Source organism: Vibrio splendidus, assembly GCF_002873455.1.
GTDB classification, from domain to species: Bacteria; Pseudomonadota; Gammaproteobacteria; order Enterobacterales; family Vibrionaceae; genus Vibrio; species Vibrio splendidus_J.
Genome location: NZ_MCUN01000009.1, coordinates 362,782 through 383,711 on the forward strand (window position 1 = coordinate 362,782; position 20,930 = coordinate 383,711).

At 43.1% G+C, this 20,930-nt stretch carries 20 protein-coding genes; 8 read left to right on the forward strand and 12 right to left on the reverse strand.

The genetic code is table 11. The features are described 5' to 3' along the window. Window positions 1-136 precede the first annotated feature (136 nt). Window positions 137-1,600, forward strand: coding sequence for a sensor domain-containing diguanylate cyclase (locus BCU75_RS08665; RefSeq protein WP_102473556.1), 1,464 nt, complete (start codon window positions 137-139; stop codon window positions 1,598-1,600). Between the two features lie 125 nt (window positions 1,601-1,725). Here BCU75_RS08665 and BCU75_RS08670 read toward each other — a convergent pair whose 3' ends face one another. Beyond that, entirely contained in the window at window positions 1,726-1,980 is a 255-nt protein-coding gene (locus tag BCU75_RS08670) for a YgjV family protein (protein WP_010430226.1), read from the reverse strand. Window positions 1,981-2,248: 268 nt separating this feature from the next. Here BCU75_RS08670 and BCU75_RS08675 point away from each other — a divergent pair, with 268 nt between their 5' ends. The 3 genes from BCU75_RS08675 to BCU75_RS08685 all read left to right on the forward strand — a co-directional run bounded on the left by BCU75_RS08675 (window position 2,249) and on the right by BCU75_RS08685 (window position 4,660). Then, window positions 2,249-2,839: a DUF4136 domain-containing protein gene (locus tag BCU75_RS08675; protein ID WP_102473557.1), complete on the forward strand. Its 591-nt coding sequence runs from the start codon at window positions 2,249-2,251 to the stop codon at window positions 2,837-2,839. A 178-nt stretch (window positions 2,840-3,017) separates the two neighbouring features. After that, window positions 3,018-4,202, forward strand: a complete 1,185-nt coding sequence (locus BCU75_RS08680) for a D-alanyl-D-alanine carboxypeptidase family protein (protein WP_076677016.1) — start codon at window positions 3,018-3,020, stop codon at window positions 4,200-4,202. 164 nt (window positions 4,203-4,366) lie between these two features. Next, complete coding sequence (locus tag BCU75_RS08685) at window positions 4,367-4,660, forward strand: YkgJ family cysteine cluster protein (protein WP_017085602.1); 294 nt, start codon at window positions 4,367-4,369, stop codon at window positions 4,658-4,660. An 82-nt stretch (window positions 4,661-4,742) separates the two neighbouring features. Here BCU75_RS08685 and BCU75_RS08690 read toward each other — a convergent pair whose 3' ends face one another. Beyond that, a complete protein-coding gene (locus tag BCU75_RS08690; RefSeq protein ID WP_076677014.1) occupies window positions 4,743-5,639 on the reverse strand; it encodes a LysR family transcriptional regulator in 897 nt (298 codons plus the stop codon). 104 nt (window positions 5,640-5,743) lie between these two features. Between BCU75_RS08690 and BCU75_RS08695 the strand changes: the two genes are divergently transcribed. After that, window positions 5,744-6,127: a DoxX family protein gene (locus BCU75_RS08695; RefSeq protein ID WP_102473558.1), complete on the forward strand. Its 384-nt coding sequence runs from the start codon at window positions 5,744-5,746 to the stop codon at window positions 6,125-6,127. A gap of 95 nt (window positions 6,128-6,222) precedes the next feature. Here the strand turns inward: BCU75_RS08695 and BCU75_RS08700 are convergent, their stop codons facing one another. The 6 genes from BCU75_RS08700 to BCU75_RS08725 all read right to left on the reverse strand — a co-directional run bounded on the left by BCU75_RS08700 (window position 6,223) and on the right by BCU75_RS08725 (window position 11,755). Next, a complete protein-coding gene (locus tag BCU75_RS08700) occupies window positions 6,223-7,899 on the reverse strand; it encodes an RluA family pseudouridine synthase (RefSeq protein ID WP_102473559.1) in 1,677 nt (558 codons plus the stop codon). 150 nt (window positions 7,900-8,049) lie between these two features. Beyond that, on the reverse strand, window positions 8,050-8,670 hold the full coding sequence (locus BCU75_RS08705; protein WP_076677008.1) for a glutathione S-transferase family protein: 621 nt from the start codon (window positions 8,668-8,670) through the stop codon (window positions 8,050-8,052). 34 nt (window positions 8,671-8,704) lie between these two features. After that, on the reverse strand, window positions 8,705-9,736 hold the full coding sequence (locus BCU75_RS08710; RefSeq protein WP_102464989.1) for an NADP-dependent oxidoreductase: 1,032 nt from the start codon (window positions 9,734-9,736) through the stop codon (window positions 8,705-8,707). Between the two features lie 138 nt (window positions 9,737-9,874). After that, the gene (locus tag BCU75_RS08715; RefSeq protein WP_102473560.1) at window positions 9,875-10,465 is read right to left on the reverse strand and encodes a TetR/AcrR family transcriptional regulator; all 591 of its coding nucleotides are present in this window, start codon (window positions 10,463-10,465) and stop codon (window positions 9,875-9,877) included. 147 nt (window positions 10,466-10,612) lie between these two features. Next, window positions 10,613-11,086 carry an FKBP-type peptidyl-prolyl cis-trans isomerase gene (locus BCU75_RS08720; RefSeq protein WP_102473561.1) on the reverse strand — a complete coding sequence of 158 codons (474 nt, stop codon included), beginning with the start codon at window positions 11,084-11,086 and terminating at the stop codon, window positions 10,613-10,615. A 42-nt stretch (window positions 11,087-11,128) separates the two neighbouring features. Then, the gene (locus BCU75_RS08725) at window positions 11,129-11,755 is read right to left on the reverse strand and encodes a thioredoxin domain-containing protein (protein WP_099165583.1); all 627 of its coding nucleotides are present in this window, start codon (window positions 11,753-11,755) and stop codon (window positions 11,129-11,131) included. A gap of 271 nt (window positions 11,756-12,026) precedes the next feature. Here BCU75_RS08725 and BCU75_RS08735 point away from each other — a divergent pair, with 271 nt between their 5' ends. Then, window positions 12,027-12,662 carry an OmpA family protein gene (locus BCU75_RS08735; RefSeq protein WP_102473562.1) on the forward strand — a complete coding sequence of 212 codons (636 nt, stop codon included), beginning with the start codon at window positions 12,027-12,029 and terminating at the stop codon, window positions 12,660-12,662. Between the two features lie 112 nt (window positions 12,663-12,774). On the opposite strand, the gene BCU75_RS08740 is transcribed toward BCU75_RS08735, so the two are convergent. Next, the gene (locus tag BCU75_RS08740) at window positions 12,775-13,134 is read right to left on the reverse strand and encodes a glutaredoxin family protein (RefSeq protein ID WP_004731371.1); all 360 of its coding nucleotides are present in this window, start codon (window positions 13,132-13,134) and stop codon (window positions 12,775-12,777) included. 89 nt (window positions 13,135-13,223) lie between these two features. Next, window positions 13,224-14,816 carry a nitric oxide reductase transcriptional regulator NorR gene (gene norR, locus BCU75_RS08745; RefSeq protein ID WP_102473563.1) on the reverse strand — a complete coding sequence of 531 codons (1,593 nt, stop codon included), beginning with the start codon at window positions 14,814-14,816 and terminating at the stop codon, window positions 13,224-13,226. A 349-nt stretch (window positions 14,817-15,165) separates the two neighbouring features. Here norR and hmpA point away from each other — a divergent pair, with 349 nt between their 5' ends. Further along, window positions 15,166-16,362, forward strand: coding sequence for an NO-inducible flavohemoprotein (hmpA, locus tag BCU75_RS08750; RefSeq protein ID WP_102464985.1), 1,197 nt, complete (start codon window positions 15,166-15,168; stop codon window positions 16,360-16,362). Window positions 16,363-16,519: 157 nt separating this feature from the next. Here the strand turns inward: hmpA and BCU75_RS08755 are convergent, their stop codons facing one another. Both BCU75_RS08755 and clcA read right to left on the reverse strand, forming a co-directional pair. Then, window positions 16,520-17,500, reverse strand: a complete 981-nt coding sequence (locus BCU75_RS08755) for a TDT family transporter (protein WP_198592538.1) — start codon at window positions 17,498-17,500, stop codon at window positions 16,520-16,522. A gap of 358 nt (window positions 17,501-17,858) precedes the next feature. Next, on the reverse strand, window positions 17,859-19,265 hold the full coding sequence (gene clcA / locus BCU75_RS08760) for a H(+)/Cl(-) exchange transporter ClcA (RefSeq protein ID WP_102466227.1): 1,407 nt from the start codon (window positions 19,263-19,265) through the stop codon (window positions 17,859-17,861). Between the two features lie 562 nt (window positions 19,266-19,827). Here clcA and BCU75_RS08765 point away from each other — a divergent pair. After that, a complete protein-coding gene (locus BCU75_RS08765; protein ID WP_102473564.1) occupies window positions 19,828-20,811 on the forward strand; it encodes a CobW family GTP-binding protein in 984 nt (327 codons plus the stop codon). The last annotated feature ends 119 nt before the right edge of the window (window positions 20,812-20,930 follow it).

Genomic DNA, 20,930 nt, shown 5'->3' on the forward strand with positions numbered 1-20,930 from the left:
ATAAGTCACAGATTGCGTATAGAAACCCTCAAAAATATCGACACTCGTTCAGTAAAAAATAAAACCATGATATAAAACAGTCTGTATATAAGTGAAGTCACAGCGTTACCTAAAATTATAAATCTATGAGGTAATCTTGAAAGTCAGACGTAAATACATTCTTAGTTTTTCCATTGCGCTCGCTATGGTGTCGATGATTCTTTCTGCCTTTCAATTTAACCGAACTGAAAGGTCATTGTTGGAATCCAACCAGCTTTTTTTTCGAACGATTGTGAATGCGAGCTACGATATTGTCGATACCACAGTTAATGAGGCGATAAATACATACCTCAAAGGAATTACGGATACCGTTGCTTCTCATGTATGGCACGCCACACCGGAGCAAGAAATTGAACAGGTAAGCCAGATCGCAAGTGAACTGCACATTGGACAATCAGGTTATATCTATTTGATGTCGCCGCAAGGCGTTCACCTCTACCATCCTTTCTTGCAAGGTAAGAAGCGCGGACATCTTACACATATCCAAAAACAGCTCAGTATCGATTCTGGTATGATCGAATACTTTCACGCTAACCCTCATGAATTAAACCGCAGAGCCAAAGTCTCTTATTCGATGAGGCTGCCGAGTGGCAATACATTGGTCGCGACGACTTATAAAGAAGAGTTGATGTATTTGGTCGATCTTGAAGTCTTAAAAGATAAGCTGAGGAAGTACGCATTCGGTGATAGCGGATATGTGTACATCATTGATCTTCAGGGTAACTTAGTGCTTCATCCTGATGACGAACACAAGTCATTGAAAGCCTTGATAGGTTACTCGTCCGAACTGCTTATTGATCGAATCGCAACCCAACCAGCAGGTCATTTTAGCTATTCGGTTTCGAGTGACGATGGTATGACCAACAAAAACGTTTTCTATAAATTTTACCCCTATCTGAATTGGGTCATTTCCGCAGGTATCTTAGAGCAAGAGCTCAATAAAAATCATAGTTTGTTGTTCATTAGTTTGATGACTTTGGTTGTGAGCCTATTGAGCATCATCATTGTGTTGGTGCTTTACCTGCGGCATCGTCATCTTAAAATCTTGGATGTTGCGAGCCTCGATTACCTCACGGGTCTTCCTAGCCGGCGGAGTTTTATCGAGCAGTTAAAGCTGAAAATTGCTCAAAGGTCTCCTTATTCGCTAACAAATGTCGGTGTCATTTTGCTTGATATTGACCATTTCAAACGGGTGAATGATCAATATGGTCACGCTCAAGGCGATAGGGTTATCTGTGAAGTTGCAAAATCACTCAAGAGATTTGTTAATCGTCGTCGCTTGATTGCACGCTATGGCGGTGAAGAATTTGTTCTGGTGACGTTTGATTGTGATGAACGGGAGTTATTCGAATTGTCTGAGGCACTAAGACTAAGTGTTGAGCAACTGCAAGGTTTGGTATCACCTGTTACAATGAGTGCTGGTTGTTGTCACGCTCGAGCGCTAACTGATATTGAAACGGCTATCGAGAAAGCTGACAAAGCACTTTATCAAGCAAAAGAGAGCGGACGTAACAATACTCAGACGTATCGAAACAATGAGTATCGCGTTGCTTACATGTGATCAGTTGACAGAATCGATGTCTTCAAAGGCTGGAATCATGCTCTTGAGATAACAGATACAAAAAAGCCCAAATAGATCGCTCTATTTGGGCTTTTTCAGAAATATTTGAAATGCTAATCGCTAATTTAAGCTTTCGCTGCTTTCATCGCTTCCGTTTTTTTTTCCTTTTGCATTTTTGCAAGGAAGTAGATGTTTACACAAGCGATGAAACCGTTGGTCGCGACAACTGGCCATGCGTCAATCATAACGCCGTATGCTGTAAAGAGAGTACAGCCAATAAAGTTAAGGACACGCAGACGAACGATATCTTTCATTGTTAATGAAATTGCGACCATAATAGATGCCGCGTAACCTAAAATTTCAACCATATTGAATTCCATTGTTTGACCCTCTTAAATTTGCCGATACTTTGTCGGTACCAATTCTTCTCTTCATGAGATGATTGAGGAAGCTCCGTGCCTCGAATGGTCTGGTTATGTTTAACGAGGTAGACTATACCAACTCTGTTTTTGTGATTAAACCCCCAAAACGGGCAGAAGTGAAGGTTAGCGATTACGCAAACGTTTAATGACCTTTCTATTAACATAATTACTATTTATGTTGGGAGGTTAATTGATATTTATTCTTATATAGGTAGGGAAGCCGCGAATGATAAAACGATCCATTTGTGCAACAAAAAGCATAAAAAAAGCAGCATTATTGGCTTTGATAGCGATTGGACTAACAGCATGTACTACACAAGAAATACCGCCAACACACAATTATGGTGTGGTCACCAGTGGTGATTTTGATTTCATGAATCACGGAGTGATGACGTATTCATGGCATCCGGAATCAGAGCAGGTTTACCTTTCTCAAAAATATGATGAGACCGTAGTGACCGATCTGGTGCGTGACGTGATTGAAGATCAACTCGCTTCGAAAGGTTATCAACTGAATCAAAATGGTGCGGTTGGTGATGTTGTTGTCGGTTTTGGATTGGCCGAAGAATCAGAGTTAAATGATGACTCGATTTTTGATGCGATTAAGCTTTCAACGGGGGTGCCATTTTATGATGGTGACGGAAAGGTCGCCGAGAAAGGCTCTTTGTATATTGCGTTTTTTGTACCTAACTCTGCAGTCGTACAATGGCAAGCATTAGCCCAGTCTGGTATCCAACCTGATTTAGAGCCAAGCGAGAGCAAACAGCGCATTACTGGCTTTGTTGAAATGTTATTTGGACGCATGCCTGAGCGATAGAATAAGGCGTTGGATGCATTCGTTGAGTCAATATTAGTTGTTGAAAATATGGTCAGATCGCAGATTATACTTTTTTATTTGTAACGAATGGTACAAATACGTAAAGCAACGTAAAGTTCGCGCTTCTTTTGCTAGCATTTGTCTATACTGAACAAAACGTTAACTTAGGTTTGATTCAATGAAACTGTTCTCCAAATACTCTCTCCCTCTATTAAGTATATTCATTGTAAGTAACGCAGCGATGGTAAGTAATGCAGCTATCGCAGCACCTTCTATAGTACCAAGCCCACCTAGCCTAGGTGCAAAAGGGTATGTGTTAATTGATTTTAATTCTGGTGACGTGCTGGTAGAGAAAAACGCGCATACTAAGTTAAACCCAGCGAGTTTGACCAAACTGATGACCAGCTATGTGGCTGGACAAGAGATGAAGCGAGGTAATATCTCTGCTGACGATCAGGTACGAATCAGCGAAAACGCGTGGGCGAAGAACTTCCCAGACTCTTCAAAAATGTTCATTGAAGTGAACACCGATGTTGCAATGATGGATTTATACCGTGGCTTGATCATTCAATCAGGCAACGATGCGAGTGTTGCGATTGCGGAACACGTTGCGGGCTCACAAGATGCATTTGTGGATCTTATGAACTCTTGGGCTACGTCGCTGAAATTAGAAAACACCCATTTTGCGAACGCACACGGTTTAGATGCTGACGATCTCTATTCGACTCCTTACGATATTGCATTACTTGGTCGTGCAATTATTCGAGACCTCCCAGATGTATATGGCTTATACAGCGAGCGTTCGTTCAGTTACAACGGAATAACACAACACAACCGCAATGGCTTACTGCGTGATAGAAGCTTGACGGTTGATGGCATGAAAACGGGCTACACTTCTGGCGCTGGTTACAGTTTGGCGAGTTCAGCGACACAAGGTGAGATGAGACTTATCGCGGTTGTGATGGGCGCATCAAGTGTTAAGAGTCGTGAGTCAGACAGTAAACAGTTATTGAGCTATGGCTTCCGTTTCTTTGATACGCTAAACCCACATCAAGGTGGCGATCAAGTAGCTGAAGAGAAGGTATGGTTTGGTGCTCAAGATACATTGAAGTTGGGTGTTGCAGAAGACACGTTTATTACACTGCCTAAGTCAGACAGTAAGAAGCTAACGGCATCGATTGAACTTGATTCTGAGTTGAAGGCGCCGATTGCTGAAGGTCAAACATTAGGTGTCGTTCATTACACAGTCAATGGTGAAGATGTACAAACTCAGCCATTGATTGCGCTAGAGGCTGTTGAACAAGGTGGGATATTTAAACGTCTGATGGACTACGTTAAGTTGTTCTTCGCGAGTCTATTCTAAATAGAGTCTTTATCGAGCTAAAAAACAATCTAATGGGTGTTGTGAGTGAATCATAGCGCCCATTGTTGTTTCTACATATATGAAAACACCGTCATCTGCTTTCTTTATTAGCCGTAGCGGGCGGTTTCGATTACTATACGCAAAATTTAGCAGTGTAGTCACTTATGACCATAGAGATAAAGAACGTAACCGAACCTGAAGTAACTTGTGCCAATTGTCAGGCATGCTGTTGTCGTTTAGAGGTTATGATCATCACAGATACTGGCGTTCCTGAAGAGCATATTGCTTATGACGAGTGGGGCGGCGAAACCATGCTGAGATTAGACGACGGTTGGTGCTCTGCGGTAGATAGAGAAACACTGATGTGTACTATTTATGAAAACCGACCTTGGATCTGCCGTGAGTTCGAAATGGGCTCTTTTGAATGCGTCGAGCAACGTACAGATGTGATGGGCTAAGTACCATCTTAATGTTTGATTAGTCGTTTATAGAGGCTTGATAACTGATTGATTGATTGATTGATTGATTTTTGGTTGAGCTCTAACTGTTTGTAGAACTTAAACACTCCGCAATAAAATCGATAAATACTCGAATTCGTTGGGGCAAATAATCACTTGCATGGTACACCGCGTACATAGGCAAGTAGTCATTGCTCCAATCTTCTAAAAACTGCGTTAACTCTCTAGTCTCTACAAATTCTTTGCCCATCCAATCCGGTAAAGCAACCACACCTAAACCCTGTCTAGCCATTTTAAGCAACATTTCTGGACTGTCTGACGTGAAAATTTGGTTTACTTTCATACTGGTGCATTGGCGATCTTTGTCTGTGAAACGCCATTCGTTTGCTGGGTTCATCAAAGAATAAGTTAAGCACTTATGCTGGTTAAGATCCTGAGGATGTTCAGGTTTTCCGTGATTTTTTAAGTAATCGGGCGATGCAAAGTACTGAACTTTATTGTTGAAAAGAAAGCGAGCTTTTAACCCTGAGTCTTTCAGCTGTGATGCGCGGATGGCAACATCAATATTGTGCTCATTGAGATTAACGATGCGGTCGTCAACGCTGAGATTAATCCGTATGCCCGGGTGTTGTTCAATGAAAGCTTGAAGCGGCTCACTGAGTAACATCGATGAAAAGGCACTTGGCGCAGATATCTTGAGCTCGCCTTCTACGGATTCTGTCTCACGCTTGAGCTTGCTTTCTATGGCAGACATCTCTTCGAGCAAACGGGTGCAATATTCTAGGTAGTCTTTCCCTGCATGAGTGAGGGATATCTTGCGGCTGTTTCGTTGAAACAGAGTCATCCCTAAGTCACTTTCCAACCATGCGATCTTCTTACTAACCGAACCCTGTGTCATGTTTAACTTATTGGCAGTTGCGGTAAAGCTGTTCAGCTGCGCAGTTTCCACAAAGATACGAATACATTCAATCTTATCCATCTTACTCACCTTGTGTTTATCTATTCCAATCTGGAATCTAAGCTATCATGAAACTAGCATTTATCACCTTAATTATGAATGATTAAATAGAATCGCTGAAATTAATGATTCTTATAGAGGTAGACAAAATGAGTACAGTAATAAGCATTTTGATGGTGATGTTCTTTGTGTTAGCGAGTTCAATTAAGACGCTTGGTTGGCAAAAGAAAGTGTTTGAAATTCAGCTTGGTTTCTTTAAAAGCTATGGCTTGAATAGAACGGTGATGTTGCTGGTTGGGTTAGTCGAGTTTACTGGGGCTGCTCTTTTGATTTTAGCTTTATGTGGTGTTTCATCAGAGCATACTCAATTGATGGGTGGTGCAATATTGGGAGCGACATCTATAGGGGCGCTTTATTTCCACTTACGCTTTGATACTTGGAAGGACGGTATTCCCGCGATGGTCACTTTGTTGTGTTCAAGCTTTTTAGTCTTAGATTTCTGGTACTAGTGTTTGGTTTTGGTTTGTCCGGTCGAGGGGTGAAAGCTTACTTGCAGGATATTTGAGAAGGGTAGGGCTCGAAAGCCCCACGGCTAAAGATAGGATTAAAACTCTGACGGCACTTCAAACTCGATCCACTCGCCAGTTGTTGGGTGAATCAACTTCAGGTAGCCAGCATGTAGGTGCAAGCGTTCGCGTTTGTATCCGTATAAGTCGTCACCACGAATTGGTACTCCAAGCCCTAATGGATGAGCACAATGCACACGTAGCTGATGGGTGCGCCCTGTTTTCGGATACAGATGAACCTTGGTTTTGCCATTGTTGGTGCTGACCGCTTCCCAATGAGTTTCAGCGTTACGTCCATGTTCATGGCAAACCAATTGTCTTGGTCTGTCTGTTATGTCGCCGCGCAAGGGCAGGCTGATATCGCCAGATTTGCCGTCGATTTCACCATCTAACAGAGCTGTATATCGTTTCTCTACGGTTCTATCTATGAATTGCTTCTGGATGTGTTTGTTTGACTCCGCCGTGAGCGCCAAGATCAACAAGCCTGACGTCGACATATCTAACCTATGGATAATTAAAGGGCCTGTTGCATCGGGGTAGCGCGCTTTAATGCGTGTATAAACCGAGTCTTCGATAAACTTACCGGGAACTGAGAGAAACTCCTCGGGTTTATTCACCACCACGATCTGGTCATCTTCGTAGACAATATCAAACGACTTACCAACCGCAGGGTTCACGATAAGCGGGTTATCTTCTAATTCGATGCCGTTTAGCTGGTGGTCGAGGATCTCGAAGCTTTTGCTTTGGCAAACAGGGTATAGGTTTGCGTGTTGGCGAATGACAGCCGTTGGAGGCAATCCCCACCAAAACTCAGACAATGCTAACGGTTTAAATCCGTGTTCAAACGCAAAGTTAAGCAACTTGGGTAGGCAGCAGTTACCAGAGCCTTCAAGAGCGTCTTTGCCATCTAACAGTTCTAGCAGGTTCTTTGATTCGAGAGCTTGGTTGATAAAGCGATAATGAGACAAACGTTGTGCTTCTAATTCGCCCGAAATCGCTTGGTAGTCTTGCTTGCGGTTTTTTAGTTCATTCTCGATGGCATCAACTTGCGACTGGCGTTCTGCGATCTTTTGTTTCCACTCGATACGGAGCGCTTTTAGGTCGCGCTTCTCTTGGCTGCTTTGGTTACCTAATTGCTTGAGTAGGTTCGCTGCTGAGTCTAGATTCCCCAATGCCTTTTCTTGATTGGCTTGCTCTCTGAGTTTGTTACGCTGAGCTTTGTTCGCGGCCATTGTAAACTGAAAGGCTTCGATAGCTTGTGCTGATTCTGCTTTCAGCGATTCAAGAGCAGATTCTAATGCGTCTAGGTTGTGTGATTGTTGTAATTTTTCAATATTATCCGCTAGTCGCGATTGGCGAGCGAGGTTTGCACTGTTTTGAGATTGAAATTTTTCTGAATTGAATGTTGGTGGGACGAAGTTGATATTTTTTAACTGAGAGGTCAGTGATGGTTCTAACTGTAAGCCAGAAAACGCTGATAGGAAGCCTAACTCTTGCGAGGTTGGATTCTGAACAAGCAGCACAGCATAGAGATTACCTTGCGAGGTTTCATTCATACCACAGTCGATGAGCGACTGTTGAAGCTGCAACATAGCTAATTCACACATGGGGTGCGGAGTATAGTAATACGGAAACGTAAAACGAGTCGGTAGCGATAATTTTGCGTTCGCGTCGGCTAGGTGCAGAGGTGTGTATTGAGCGAGGTTTGCTGGCATTAAGATCAAACTCTGTGGCTGTTCAGTTAGAGTTCGATATTGTTGTCGAAATAAAGACAAATGAGAAGCCAAAGCCGAAGATAAATCGGCTTTGGCTTCATTTAGTTTCTTGTGTTTACCCTAGGGAGCAAGTGTTTGAGTGAAACTCGATCAGTTCGAGTGTTCTAGCTCTACTTGCTCTGCTTTTTGGTAAGCAGGGTGGTTAGCCAAAAGCTTACCGTATTTAGCGATGTTCGGGTAAAGCGCAGTTGCGCCAAAGTTACCCACGATTTCTACGATGAACGACATCATAAAATCGGCACCTGTTAGTGTGTCTGCAACCAAGTAGGTTTTACCTTCAAGTGCATTATTCACGTAAGTTAAGATCTTTTGATTTTCGTCGTCAGCGTAACCTCCTAGAAAGTTAGTCTCACAGCCGTCTTTCATCACAAAGATCTTAAGTAGCATCGGTAAAATACCTGAGCTCTCAGCAAAATGTAGCCACTGTGAATACTCGACGTAGTCTGCTGTTCCACGTACGGGAGCAAACTTGCCCTGACCATACTTATCGATCAGGTATTCCGTGATGGCGCCAGATTCAGTGATCACCACGCCATCGTCTTCAATGACTGGAGACTTACCAAGAGGGTGAACGGACTTCAATTCTGGTGGTGCTAGAAACGTGACACTGTCTCGTTGGTATGGTTTGATTTGATAATCAACACCAAGCTCTTCCAATAACCAGATGATGCGCTTCGAACGTGATTTATTTAGGTGATGTAAAGTAATCATTATTCTGCCTATTTTACGGTTTCAGCCGATTGAGTTATTTAGGTTCGTTAGTTTTGATAACAAGCTTGCCGAAGTTCTGACCTTCTAATAGGCCCATGAAAGCTTGTGGTGCTTCGTCTAAACCTTCAACTAGGTGCTCACGGTACTGCATTTTTCCTTGAGACAACCATTCCGTCATTTGAACAGCAAACTCATTGTAACGGTGTGCGTAGTCATCAAAGATAATGAAGCCTTGCATCTTAATACGCTTGACCAGCAGTGTACCCATAAGGCTAGACATGCGATCTGGGCCTTCAGGAAGTGATGTTGCATTGTACTGAGAGATAAGGCCACACACAGGAATACGAGCACCTGTGTTAAGCAAAGGCATTACCGCGTCGAATACCTTGCCACCAACGTTTTCAAAGTAAACATCGATACCGTTGTTACACGCTTTAGCCAGTTGCTCTGCAAAGTCATCCGCTTTGTGGTCGATACATTCATCAAAACCAAGCACTTCTTTCGCGTACTGACACTTCTCTTGACCGCCTGCAACGCCAATTACACGACAGCCTTTTAGCTTGCCGATTTGTCCAACGGTTGCGCCTACTGCACCTGTTGCCGCCGCAACGACTAGAGTGTCGCCTTGTTTAGGTTGGCCTATATCAAGCAAGCCCATGTAAGCCGTAAAGCCAGGCATACCCATGATGCCAAGTGCGTAAGAAGGGTGAGTTGGTTCTTTGCCTAGTTTGATTAGACCTTCACCGTTAGATACACCAAGATCTTGCCAACCTGTGTAAGCCAGAACCCATTCGCCAACTTCGTAATCAGCGTGGTTTGATTCTTCAACCTGACAAACAGTTGCACCCACCATGACTTCATCGATAGCGACTGGATCAGCGTAAGATTTCGCATCACTCATTCGGCCACGCATGTATGGGTCGAGAGAGAGGTAAACTGAGCGAAGTAACATCTCGCCGTCTTTGATTGTTGGTGCAGCTACGTTTTCTAAACGGAAGTTTTCTTTAGTCGGTGCGCCAACTGGGCGAGAAGCCAATACGATGCGGCGATTGTCTTGTTGAGTCATTGGATATCCTTAATTTTATAGTATGTTCATTCAGAATTAGACCAGTCGTCTAGTCTGGTTGTCTAAAAATCCCGCCGTCATCAAATTGATAAGAGGGCGGGTTATCTGTCGTTAATAAAAACTAAACACAGTACGTGGTTAGTTTTTACCTTTTAAAGTCTGTTGGGTTAGGTTTAAAGCTGATTCTAAACTGCGTGAGCTCTGGCTTAATTTGCTCAATAAGCTTGCGCCCAACCACATAGAATATAGATTTTGAGCGGTTTCTCGGCTGTCTTCAACCTTAATGGAGCCATCTTCAATACCACCAGCAACACAGTGTTGTATCGTAGAGGTTACTTTTTCAGCCCCTTTTAGTAAGGCTTGACGCATAGGATCAGAAAGATCAGAAACTTCAGCGCTGAGCTTAACTACTAAGCATTTATGAGCGTTACAGGTACCGTTTTCAATCTGTGACCATCGAGTGAAATAACTGATAATTCTCTGGTAATGATTGCCTTCACCATGAACCAAAATAGTTTCAACTCTGCTGATGTAGGTCTCAAAATAGTGTTGGATCAGAGCCTCGCCAAATTGCTCTTTCGATTTAAAGTAGTGGTAAAACGATCCTTTCGGCACGTCCGCTTCTTTAAGCAATTGCGATAGACCAACGCCGTTAAAGCCGTTGTTCACTATTAATTGGTAGCCAACATCTAAAACATGCAGGCGTGTGTCATTTGTTTTTTCGTTCATGGGCAGTACTATAATTTAAATTAGACCAGTCGTCTAGTGGTTGGTTTTTGAGGGTATATTCGGTTGTGGCTAAAGTGGATCAAAACGTTCAGATAGAAAAAAGCCCCAACATAGCGCGTATGTTGGGGCTTAAATCGGTCACTTCGATTATTTGATAGAGATTAACTCAACATCAAAAATCAAAGTTGCTGATGGTGGGATAGGGCCTGAACCACCTTTACCGTAAGCCAATTGGCTCGGGATAAACAGGCGAACTTTTTGGCCTTCAACCATGTAAGTCAAACCTTCTTGCCAGCCTTTGATCACTTGTTTAAGAGCAAATGAAATCGGCTCGCCACGCTCAACAGAGCTGTCGAAAACAGTGCCATCTAGCAAAGTTCCATGGTAGTGAACCGTTACTTTGCTGTTCTTAGTTGGGTGCTCTGTACCAGTACCTTCTTCAAGAACTAGGTATTGAAGACCACTTTCAGTCGTAACAACCCCTTCTTTAGTGCCGTTTTCGATAAGGAACTGTTGGCCTTGCTCGAAGTTTTCGTCACCAGACTTATGATTCATCCAAGTACGGTAGATCATGAAACCAGCCAAGATGAAGACAATGACCGGGATGATAAATTTAGACATAGTAAAACCTATTTATTGTTGATTCTTTATAGAGAAAAGCCGTTACGGCTGAGTCAAAAGGTAGTTGATTGTTTTTGCGATACCTTGAACATCTTGGTGGCCTGCAGTTAGGACTTGGTACTTACCATTGATGATAAAAGTCGGTACTGAGTTGATTTGGCCTTTTACAGAAATCTCTTCTGCTTTCTTAACGTAGTCAAACAGAGCTACTTGTTGTTCTTTGTTCAGTTGGTATGGGCTAACCAGACCACGAGAAGTGAACGCTGTCTCTAGTGCTTGTTGACGCTGTTCTGGCGTTGCATCAGCACCCATTTGAACGGCACCAAATAGGTCGTCCATGAACGCGTGATCAGGTGTCGCGTCGAGTTGCATCACTGCTGTGTAGTAGATCATTGCACTAATTTGAGCACTTTCATTGAACGTTACGTGCATCTTACCAATAGTTTGATCTGTTAGAGATTCAATCTCTGGAATTGCACTTTCCATTTGACGGCAGTGACCACAGTTTAGAGAGAAGATTTCAGTGATCGGAGACAGGTTAAATTCAGTTAGAGCAGTAGGAAGTGCTTCGTATTGAACGCCTTTCTGTGGCTCGTCTGTTTCACTACAACCCGCAATAATAAGTACGGCAGCGAGTGCTGTGATGAATTTAGTAAATGGTTTAAACATAATGTTTGCTCTAACGTTGAGAAGTCGTGAGATTCTAACTATTTAGTACGAATTGGAAAACAATTATAAGGTAAATAAATGCAAACAGTTGGAACCAGCGGGTGATGACAGGCTAGTTGACGGTTAACTGTGATCAAAAGCACTTTTTTTGGGTGTGCTTTCTTTTCGTATAAAGTTTTTGTCTAAAGTTTTTCCCTCAGTGCCGATATAGACATTAGTGAATGGTTTATCTGCATGAGTGGTTGGTGAAGTAATGAGATATTTAGCGATAATGTTAAGCATAGCTTTGGTAGGGTGTGAAACGACGTTACCAACGGGTATGTTAGGTGACGATCTGCTAGAAACTGCACCGCAAACCGATTACGACCTTATGCATCCTGAATGGGGTGTGGTTCAAACGACATCTGTGGCGAGCAATCGCAGTTATTCAGTCCAGAGCAGCACTTATCAACAAAAAACCATCACTACCAACTATGGGCGTGGTGTCTCGACTAATGACCCGCTGGAAGTTTTTTTAAGACAAAACCGTATCGATTTCGAAGTCTTGCCTGGCAACCATGTAATGGTAAAGCTTGAGCAACATGTGAACTTTAAGACAGGCTCTGCATTCCCTGAACCCGCTTACAACCATTGGTTAGATACGTTGGGCAGTTATCTTTCTCAGCGTCAAGATATCGATGTTGTGATTGAAGGTCATACCGACAATACAGGTTCTGATCAAATCAATGATCCTCTATCAGAGCAGCGTGCAAAAGAAGTGAAAGCTCGATTAGAGAGTAACTATGTATCTAGTCGCTCTATCTATACTCGAGGCTTCGGTGAATACGTTCCGGCTTGTAACAATGCTTCAGCCCAAGGTAAAGCATGTAATCGCCGGGTTGAATTGATGCTGATTGTGTCGAAGTAGTCATTTGAGCTTTCTTCCCTAAATTGAAAGCGACGAGTTCCAAATAACAGACATAAAAAATCCCTCATATTTGAGGGATTTTTTGTATCTGACTTTCGTTTCGCAGGTTAGCTTATGCGAATTGCTTTTCTAAGTAAGTAACGATATCTGAAGATTCGTACATCCACTCAGTTTTGCCGTCTTTTTCGATACGTAGACAAGGTACTTTCACACGACCGCCACCAGCTTCAAGCTCTGCACGGTGTTGATCATTGTTTTTTGCATCACGAAGCTCAAACTGAACCGATTGACGTTTCATCGCGCGACGTACTTTTACACAAAATGGGCACGCTTCGAATTGGTATAACGTGTGCGTTTTTGCTTGCTCATTCACTTTGCTTTGCTCTTCTTGAGAACGTTTCACACCACGTGGGCTGAAAACAAAATTCAATAGCAAGATAACACGACCTAAAAACCAACGAATAAACTTCATAACTCTCTCTACATATTTAAAATTAGCGTTACAATTTGCAGCATTATATACACAAGTTTCGCTAGATGCTCGCAACAAACCGCTAATATCTATTTTGTCCGTTCGATCGTGTGAGACTTAGCCACATTTAACCCTAAACGCTTAGACAGTCGAGTTAAATTTGCGCGGTCTGTTTTCAGAACTCGTCCTGCTTGCGCCCAGTTAAAATTGGCATCTTCTAATACTTCAGTAATGATACTGCGCTGAAAATCATCCGTAGCGCCACGTAAACCTGCAGAAAGGTCGATTGTTGGCGTTGATAGTGGTGTGTTTTTTATTTGAGTCGTTGCAATAGGCTGATCTTGATCGAGTGGGCCACAATCTTCTTTAGTGATTGTCACGAGGTTCTTGTTAGTGCTGCGAGCCAGTGCCTTCAATGCTGAACGGCTGATCACGTGTTCAAGCTCACGAACGTTACCTGGCCAACCGTAACGGTTTAGGAATACCAGAACATCAGAACGGAACTTAACTTGGTTGATACCAAGCTTACGACGCGCTTGTTCTAAGAAAAAACCGGCCAATAGGCTGATGTCGTCACCGCGATCTTTGAGTGCTGGCACTGCGATAGGGTACACACTGAGTCGGTGATACAAGTCGGCTCTGAATCGACCGTCTTCAACTTCTTGCTTTAAATCTCGGTTCGTTGCAGCCAGAACACGAACATCAATGGTTTGAATGTTGTCTTGACCCACAGGTTGGATTTCGTTGTTTTGCAGTGCTCGTAGCAGCTTACTTTGCGCAGCCAAAGGCAATTCGCCAATTTCATCTAAGAACAGTGTGCCGCCATCGGCTAGAGCAAACTTACCTAAGCGGTTTTTGTCTGCGCCAGTAAACGCGCCACGAACGTGACCAAATAGTTCACTCTCTACTAAGTTCTCAGGAATTGCAGCACAGTTTACATAAACTAGTGGTTTACGCTTACGCTGCGATTGGTGGTGCAGGGTACGAGCAACGAGCTCTTTACCAACACCAGTATCACCATGGATCAGGATATTAAATTCAGACGGCGCTACAACCGCGATGTCGTTCTTAAGCGCCATCATGGTATCGCTTTTACCAATCAGTTCCCCGCCGTCACGTTCCCACGCTTCAACATTCAACTCTTCGAGCAATTGCTTTGACTGTTTTGCTTGATGCTCAAGCTGCGAGAAAGTCATTGCCATCTGCATCGTGGAAGCCGCAATAGCAGCGAGAACTTCTAGGTTACGCGCGGGAATATTCGCGAAGACATCAGGTTTTAAGCTGTCTAGGGTTAGCACTCCTAACAATTTGTCACCAAACAGCAGAGGCAAACCCATGCAAGCGTGCATCGGTAAATCACCGTCGTGGTCGATCAGTAAACCATCGAAAGGATCAGGCAATGAGCTATCAGCATCAAAACGAATAGGTGAACGAGATGCGCAGATCTCATCAAAACGTGGATGCTCTGAAATAATGAAACGACGACCAAATGTATCTCTACTGAGCCCTTGCATAGCGATGGGTACTAACGTGTCACCTTGGAGGCTCAAAAGCGCGACACAATCACATGTGATTGTTTTACGAATGGCATCGATTAGGCGATTGAAACGGTCTTGATCGTTCACACCGCTGGCGAGACCAATGGTCATTTCCATGAGAGTGGATGCTGAGATATCTTGCATAAAGGGCTCATACTGTTTGTATTTTCATACATGGTAGAGTCTTTATGACACAAAAAAAAGGTCTTTTTGACTAAATTTCGAATTGAGTTTTTGAAAGGGTGCCAGACACAGCAAGCTCTCGCATGTTGGCATCGTTTGTGCAATGTGTCCATTGCGTGTTGTTTATATGACTGAATAACTGACCTATCATTGATTTGAATCAATTAATGCGAATTTATCAGTCCACGTAATTCTCATAAAAATAGTAGCCAAAGAGCTCATTGAGAAAGAATTGGTATAAAGTCATCTTTAAATAAAATTAGTCAATTTGACATGAAAGGTCAAAAGGCTAAGTGTTCGGAGTAAATCAATGCTAAACAATCTACATATCAACATCATCAAATCGACGATTCCTCTTTTAGAAAGCGCAGGCCCTGCTTTAACTCAACACTTCTATCAACGTATGTTCACGCATAACCCTGAATTGAAAGATATCTTCAACATGACTCACCAGAGAACAGGCCGCCAAGGCGTGGCACTGTTTGAAGCTATCGCGGCTTATGCTAAAAACATTGAAAACCTAGCAGCGTTAACCACAGCGGTTGAACGTATTGCACAGAAACACACAAGCTTTAATATTCAACCAGAGCACTACCAGATTGTTGGTTTACACCTGATTGAAACACTACGTGAATTAGCTGCTGACGCGTTTACTCCAGAAGTGGAAGAAGCATGGACAGCCGCTTACCTATTCTTGGCGCAAGTATTCATCGATCGTGAAGCTGAACTTTACCTACAACGTAAGCAAGCTGTTGGTGGTTGGGAAGCGGCTCGTGCGTTTGTAATCGCAGACAAGATCGAAGAATCCGCACTCGTAACAAGCTTCATCTTACAGCCAAAAGATGGCGGTGAAGTTTTGGATTACACACCAGGTCAATACATCGGTATCGAAGTGAAACCTGAAGGTTCTCAATACAGCGAAATTCGTCAATACTCACTATCCGATAAGCCAAACGGCAAGCAATACCGCATTTCTGTTAAACGTGAAGGACAAGGCCAAGAGACACAAGGCGTGGTATCTAATCACCTACACGACACGGTTGCTGTTGGCGATGAAGTTAGCCTATACGCACCAGCGGGTGACTTTATGTATCAAGAGCGCAGCAAGCCTGTAACGCTTATCTCTGCAGGCGTTGGTGTTACGCCAATGCAATCAATGCTTGAATTCTTAAACAATGAACAGAAAAGTGAATCTGTACTTTACCTTCACGCATGTGAAAACGTAGGTCAGCACTCTTTCACGACTCGTGTTAAAGATATTGTTGCCGACAAAGGTTGGGAAGCGAAAACGTGGTACATGAACAAAGATGAATCTGCATGTGAAAACACACACCAAGGTCAAATGGATTTAGCGTCTATCTCTGACACTAAAGGCTTTGAAGAGAGTGATTTCTATATCTGTGGTCCAGTTGGCTTTATGAAGAACATAGTGGAACAATTAGACGCACTTGAAATTGATCGTTCACGTGTTCACTACGAAGTATTTGGCCCTCACGCTGATTTCTAATAGTACTCGGCAGTTCTATTAACACTCGCCTGAATTATTAATACCTTGCTCATTCAAAGGCCTCACATTGTGAGGCCTTTTTTGGTTTGGTTATCCTGTCTGACATATAGAATATTGGAGAATTCGGTCGAGCAACCTAGGTTCTTCTAGCTTCGGTCTAAGAACGTTTGATCTTTTTAGACATGTAGTCAGAATCAAAAAATTCTGGCCAGTACATCTTCACATAACCGCCTGCTACCCAAATCACTAGGATGGTCGCGATGGTTAACTCAAAAAAGCCGAACTTATGTAGCCAATACCATTGTGGGTATTCCGCGCCGAAAAACGTGGTTAGACGATGCATAGCAATAGCGCTGATCACGGATGGGAAAGTGACGGCAGCAATCGAAGGTTGGAATTTCAGACGCATCAGGCGGATGTAACACAAGTAGATCAGCAGTGTCATAGTGATCGCAATGCCAGCTAAAGCGCCTGTTAGAATCGGGTCCGGGTTATCGAAGTTAACCAAGTAAGCGGCTAAAGACAGGTTCACAGGTGCTGCCATTATGGCTAAGGTTGGTCTTGCTCGGCGTGGTAGGTTTCCTTCGAACACCAAGCGGTACAACACCACTGGCAGCATAAGAAAATAGATACCAATACAAGTGGCCGCAAGTGTTTCTGAAAAGACAGTGTGTCCGAACTGTGTACCTGCTAAGGAACTGCTGATTAACCCTACCGGATACAGAAACCAACTCGGCACGATATTCGACATTTTGAAGTTGATGATCTGGAAACTAAAGAACAATACCATCATGGTAAAATGCAACAATAACGCGCAAAACCAGACTGGGTATGCAATGACTGGAGAGATCTCGGCCAAATAGTCGCATAGAATCAATAACGCCATGCTCATTGGTGCCATCAAGCTTCCACTTAACGGGTGGCGTATATCACTTAAGAAGGTATTAAAGCTCGTTAGATAACGGAGTAAAACGGGCAGCAATAATAGTGCACCGAATGAAGCGAGGTAGGGACGAATGATTTCACCGATGCCCGGGATATATAAAGCCCAAGCTTGTCCTAATCCAATAACGCCAAGTGCTAAAGACGCCTGAGATGGCGGCACATTTTTTACTTGGGTTAATCTTCTCCAGTTCAACGACTTTCTCCAACTAATTATTTATAGAATGCGGGTTATTTATAGAATGTGAGCTGTCTATATAATGATTGAGTTAATTATAGAATTTTTGCTCTAGAGTGAGCGCTCAGCTGTGCCCTCAATAGATGTTAAGGACACTCAAATAATTTTGAGTGGATGATAGCAAGTTTAACGTTTGCTTTTTTGATTTTGATACGGAATCGGGACATAAAGCACGAGGAAAGTGTGCTTTATTTATTTGAGTAATTTATGAATACCGAGCTTTGTTTGCTTAATGTATTAGTGATAGCTGACTGTATTAGTGGAACTTAACGAGTGACGCTTAAGTCCCACATTTGATTTATGGTTCTCAATATAGTTAACGTACTTCTTCTTGTTGAGGGAGATCTTGCTGTCTTAGTTTCTCGTTTTTGAGTGTACGATTGAGTAACTGACTGTAAATGGGCTGACCCCCTAACATCTGAGCAATGATTACTGCGCCCAAGCAGGTGATGATCAACGGTAGGATGAGGTAGTAGTTATTGGTCATTTCAATAACCAATAATATGCCTGTAATGGGTGCTCGAACAGTGGCGGCAAATAAGGCGCCCATGCCAGCAATCGCAAACATACCCGGATCTATATTCAGTTCAGGGAAGAATGCAGCTGCGATAAGCCCAAATGCATAACCAAAGAGCGTTCCCAGTGCGAGCATCGGTGCAAAGATACCGCCAGGTGCGCCAGAACCAAAACAAAGTAGCGTAGTGAGCACACGCCCTAAGAAGATTAGTAACAACACGTTCGCGCTGTAGTTGCCATTAGTGATATTCGGGATGATACCAATACCACCGCCAGTCAACTCCGGTATATAAAGAAGCAATAAGCCAAAGCAACCACCCAGCAGAGTTCCTGTCATTAAGTATCGTTTGCGGTCATTCTTGTGTATTGCTACAAACAGATCTTGTGAAAGTGTAATCAGCTTATTGAAAATCACACCAAACAGGCCGAACAACACGCCTAGCAATAAGAACAACCATAGTGCATTCAGTTCAGGCGGTTGGTATTGAGGCATTGTGATAACGGCAGATTGACCATTGATTGAACGAAACACAATGTTGGCTGAAACCGCAGAGATGATAACCGCTTTGATTGAAATGAGTGAGTAACGAAACTGTGGTCTCATCTCCTCGACCACAAACATGATCCCAGCCAGAGGTGCGTTGAATGCGGCTGCTAAGCCACCTGCGGCACCGGAAGCCAATAGTGAGTGACGAGTGTCATCATCTTTAACTCGAAATATATCTGTGACCATACGGCCGATGCTGCCGCCCATTTGAACGGTTGGACCTTCACGACCTAGCACCATACCTGAGCCTAGTGCGCCCATACCGCCAAAGAACTTTACTGGTAACACTCTCCACCATCGAACAGGGCGCATACCGTCCATCGCGCCTTCAATTTCTGGAATACCTGAGCCTGCGGCTTCTGGAGCAAAGCGGTGCACAAGGAAATACCCAATAAAAGCAAATGCAGCGCTGATTATAAAAGCCGCTAACCAAAGAGGAACAAAATTGGTAATTTCATCTTTCAACCAGTCGGTACGAGTTTCTGAAATGAAATGAACAGCGACTTCGAAATAAGTGCCAACAACACCCGCAAGCACACCGACGATACAAGAAAGGAAGAGAACGGAAGCTGGAGTCTTATCCCTTGAGAGAAATTGATTAATAGCATCCCTTGGCATTTTAGCTAAAAGGGACTGCTTAATTTTCTCTCTTCTGGTCATTGAGGTAAGGTTCCTGAGTTAGTTACGTGGAGCACGTATCAATTATACGCGACCTCTACATATCCTATAGCAATAAAGATGAAAAGTTGAATTCCATTTATGAAATGTGCGTGTTCCATAAATGGAACGAACGGTTAATAGTGGAATCACCGTCACAATTTTGATCGATTCTCTCGCGGTAGCTTGAATATCCCCAAAAATGAACCATAGTTAAATCGTAAAGCAACATAACAGACCGCAAGGAGAAGTGAGGTTTTACACACAATTTGGATGGATTCAGAACAAAGTTTTAGTTCCTCGTTAAATGTTCAGGTCGATATTTAAGGCTTCCTGATTCGCGAACTCACGATTGAGTAACGAGGGTGAGGCGTACTGACAAAGTACGCCTTTAGTTCGTTTGGAGCATCCAATTTCCGCATGGTACCTCTCTTGCTTATTTCTACTCTTATCTCTTCTGAACATATTTTCGCCATACCTCTATTAAGCAATCTCAGTATAAACAATCGATTGGGGTCAACTTTTCGGTGATTGAGTATATACTCCCTTAAAAAGGAGAACTGATATGACCAAAAAAGTTCCTACAAACATCATTACGGGTTTCTTGGGTGTTGGCAAAACGACAGCTATTTTGAACCTGCTTAAAAATAAACCTGAGAATGAAAACTGGGCTGTTCTGGTTAATGAGTTCGGGGAAATAGGCATTGACGGCGCATTGATGACGGATCAAGGCGCTTTGATTAAAGAAGTGCCGGGTGGCTGCATGTGTTGTACTGCGGGCGTTCCTATGTCGGTGGGCATTAATGCTTTACTGCGTCAAAAGCCAGACCGTTTATTGATTGAGCCGACAGGGCTTGGTCATCCTAAACAGGTTATTGCGACACTAACTTCAGAACAATACACACCTTATGTTGATTTAAAAGCGACGCTTGGCTTGGTTGACCCACGAAATCTATCCAATGAAAAGTATACGTCGAATCAGAATTTCAACGATCAACTCGATAGTGCAGATGTGATTCTTGGTACTAAGGTAGACCTTGTTCATCCTGAAGACATCGATGTGTTTAATGACTGGGTGATGGCTCAAACGCCAGCCAAAGTATTCCACAAGCTAATCCATGACGGTGAAGTTCCACTGGAAGTGTTGGACATTGAAAGAGTACATGGCAGTGCTTCATCTCATATTGAAGCACACCATCACGATCACGCTGAACAAGAGCCTCAATTCCAACTGCCTCCCGGTGAAGCTTTTATCCGTAAAGAGAATAAAGGGCAGGGTTATTTCAGCTGTGGTTGGTTGTTTGGCGCAGAGCATAAGTTTGATTTTGATGCGCTGTTTTCAATGCTGTCGGATCTTACGGCTGAGCGTGTAAAAGCGGTGGTGAATACTGACCAAGGTTGTTACGCATTTAATGTGGCGAACCAAGTTGTATCTGTTAACGAAATTACGCTCGATGGTTTTGAATCTCGACTTGAAGTGATTGATTCACAACTCATGCCTTGGGGAGATCTAGAGCAAATTCTACTCAGGTTGTGTGGCATCAAATAGCGCTATTTTTACTGTTTGAACCAATGATCTCGGTGTTTACTTCGTTGAAGGTGGAGTAAACACCGGATTAAATGAGAAAGTTTGCGTTATATCACGATAAATGTGAGATAAATCACTCT

Bases quoted from the DNA above. Each gene is read 5' to 3' on its own strand.
- BCU75_RS08670 (WP_010430226.1), bottom strand. From the start codon at position 1,980: ATGGAATTCAATATGGTTGAAATTTTAGGTTACGCGGCATCTATTATG.
- BCU75_RS08675 (WP_102473557.1), top strand. From the start codon at position 2,249: ATGATAAAACGATCCATTTGTGCAACAAAAAGCATAAAAAAAGCAGCA.
- BCU75_RS08680 (WP_076677016.1), top strand. From the start codon at position 3,018: ATGAAACTGTTCTCCAAATACTCTCTCCCTCTATTAAGTATATTCATT.
- BCU75_RS08685 (WP_017085602.1), top strand. From the start codon at position 4,367: ATGACCATAGAGATAAAGAACGTAACCGAACCTGAAGTAACTTGTGCC.
- BCU75_RS08690 (WP_076677014.1), bottom strand. From the start codon at position 5,639: ATGGATAAGATTGAATGTATTCGTATCTTTGTGGAAACTGCGCAGCTG.
- BCU75_RS08695 (WP_102473558.1), top strand. From the start codon at position 5,744: ATGATTCTTATAGAGGTAGACAAAATGAGTACAGTAATAAGCATTTTG.
- BCU75_RS08700 (WP_102473559.1), bottom strand. From the start codon at position 7,899: ATGCCAGCAAACCTCGCTCAATACACACCTCTGCACCTAGCCGACGCG.
- BCU75_RS08705 (WP_076677008.1), bottom strand. From the start codon at position 8,670: ATGATTACTTTACATCACCTAAATAAATCACGTTCGAAGCGCATCATC.
- BCU75_RS08710 (WP_102464989.1), bottom strand. From the start codon at position 9,736: ATGACTCAACAAGACAATCGCCGCATCGTATTGGCTTCTCGCCCAGTT.
- BCU75_RS08715 (WP_102473560.1), bottom strand. From the start codon at position 10,465: ATGAACGAAAAAACAAATGACACACGCCTGCATGTTTTAGATGTTGGC.
- BCU75_RS08720 (WP_102473561.1), bottom strand. From the start codon at position 11,086: ATGTCTAAATTTATCATCCCGGTCATTGTCTTCATCTTGGCTGGTTTC.
- BCU75_RS08725 (WP_099165583.1), bottom strand. From the start codon at position 11,755: ATGTTTAAACCATTTACTAAATTCATCACAGCACTCGCTGCCGTACTT.
- BCU75_RS08735 (WP_102473562.1), top strand. From the start codon at position 12,027: ATGTTAAGCATAGCTTTGGTAGGGTGTGAAACGACGTTACCAACGGGT.
- BCU75_RS08740 (WP_004731371.1), bottom strand. From the start codon at position 13,134: ATGAAGTTTATTCGTTGGTTTTTAGGTCGTGTTATCTTGCTATTGAAT.
- norR (WP_102473563.1), bottom strand. From the start codon at position 14,816: ATGCAAGATATCTCAGCATCCACTCTCATGGAAATGACCATTGGTCTC.
- hmpA (WP_102464985.1), top strand. From the start codon at position 15,166: ATGCTAAACAATCTACATATCAACATCATCAAATCGACGATTCCTCTT.
- clcA (WP_102466227.1), bottom strand. From the start codon at position 19,265: ATGACCAGAAGAGAGAAAATTAAGCAGTCCCTTTTAGCTAAAATGCCA.
- BCU75_RS08765 (WP_102473564.1), top strand. From the start codon at position 19,828: ATGACCAAAAAAGTTCCTACAAACATCATTACGGGTTTCTTGGGTGTT.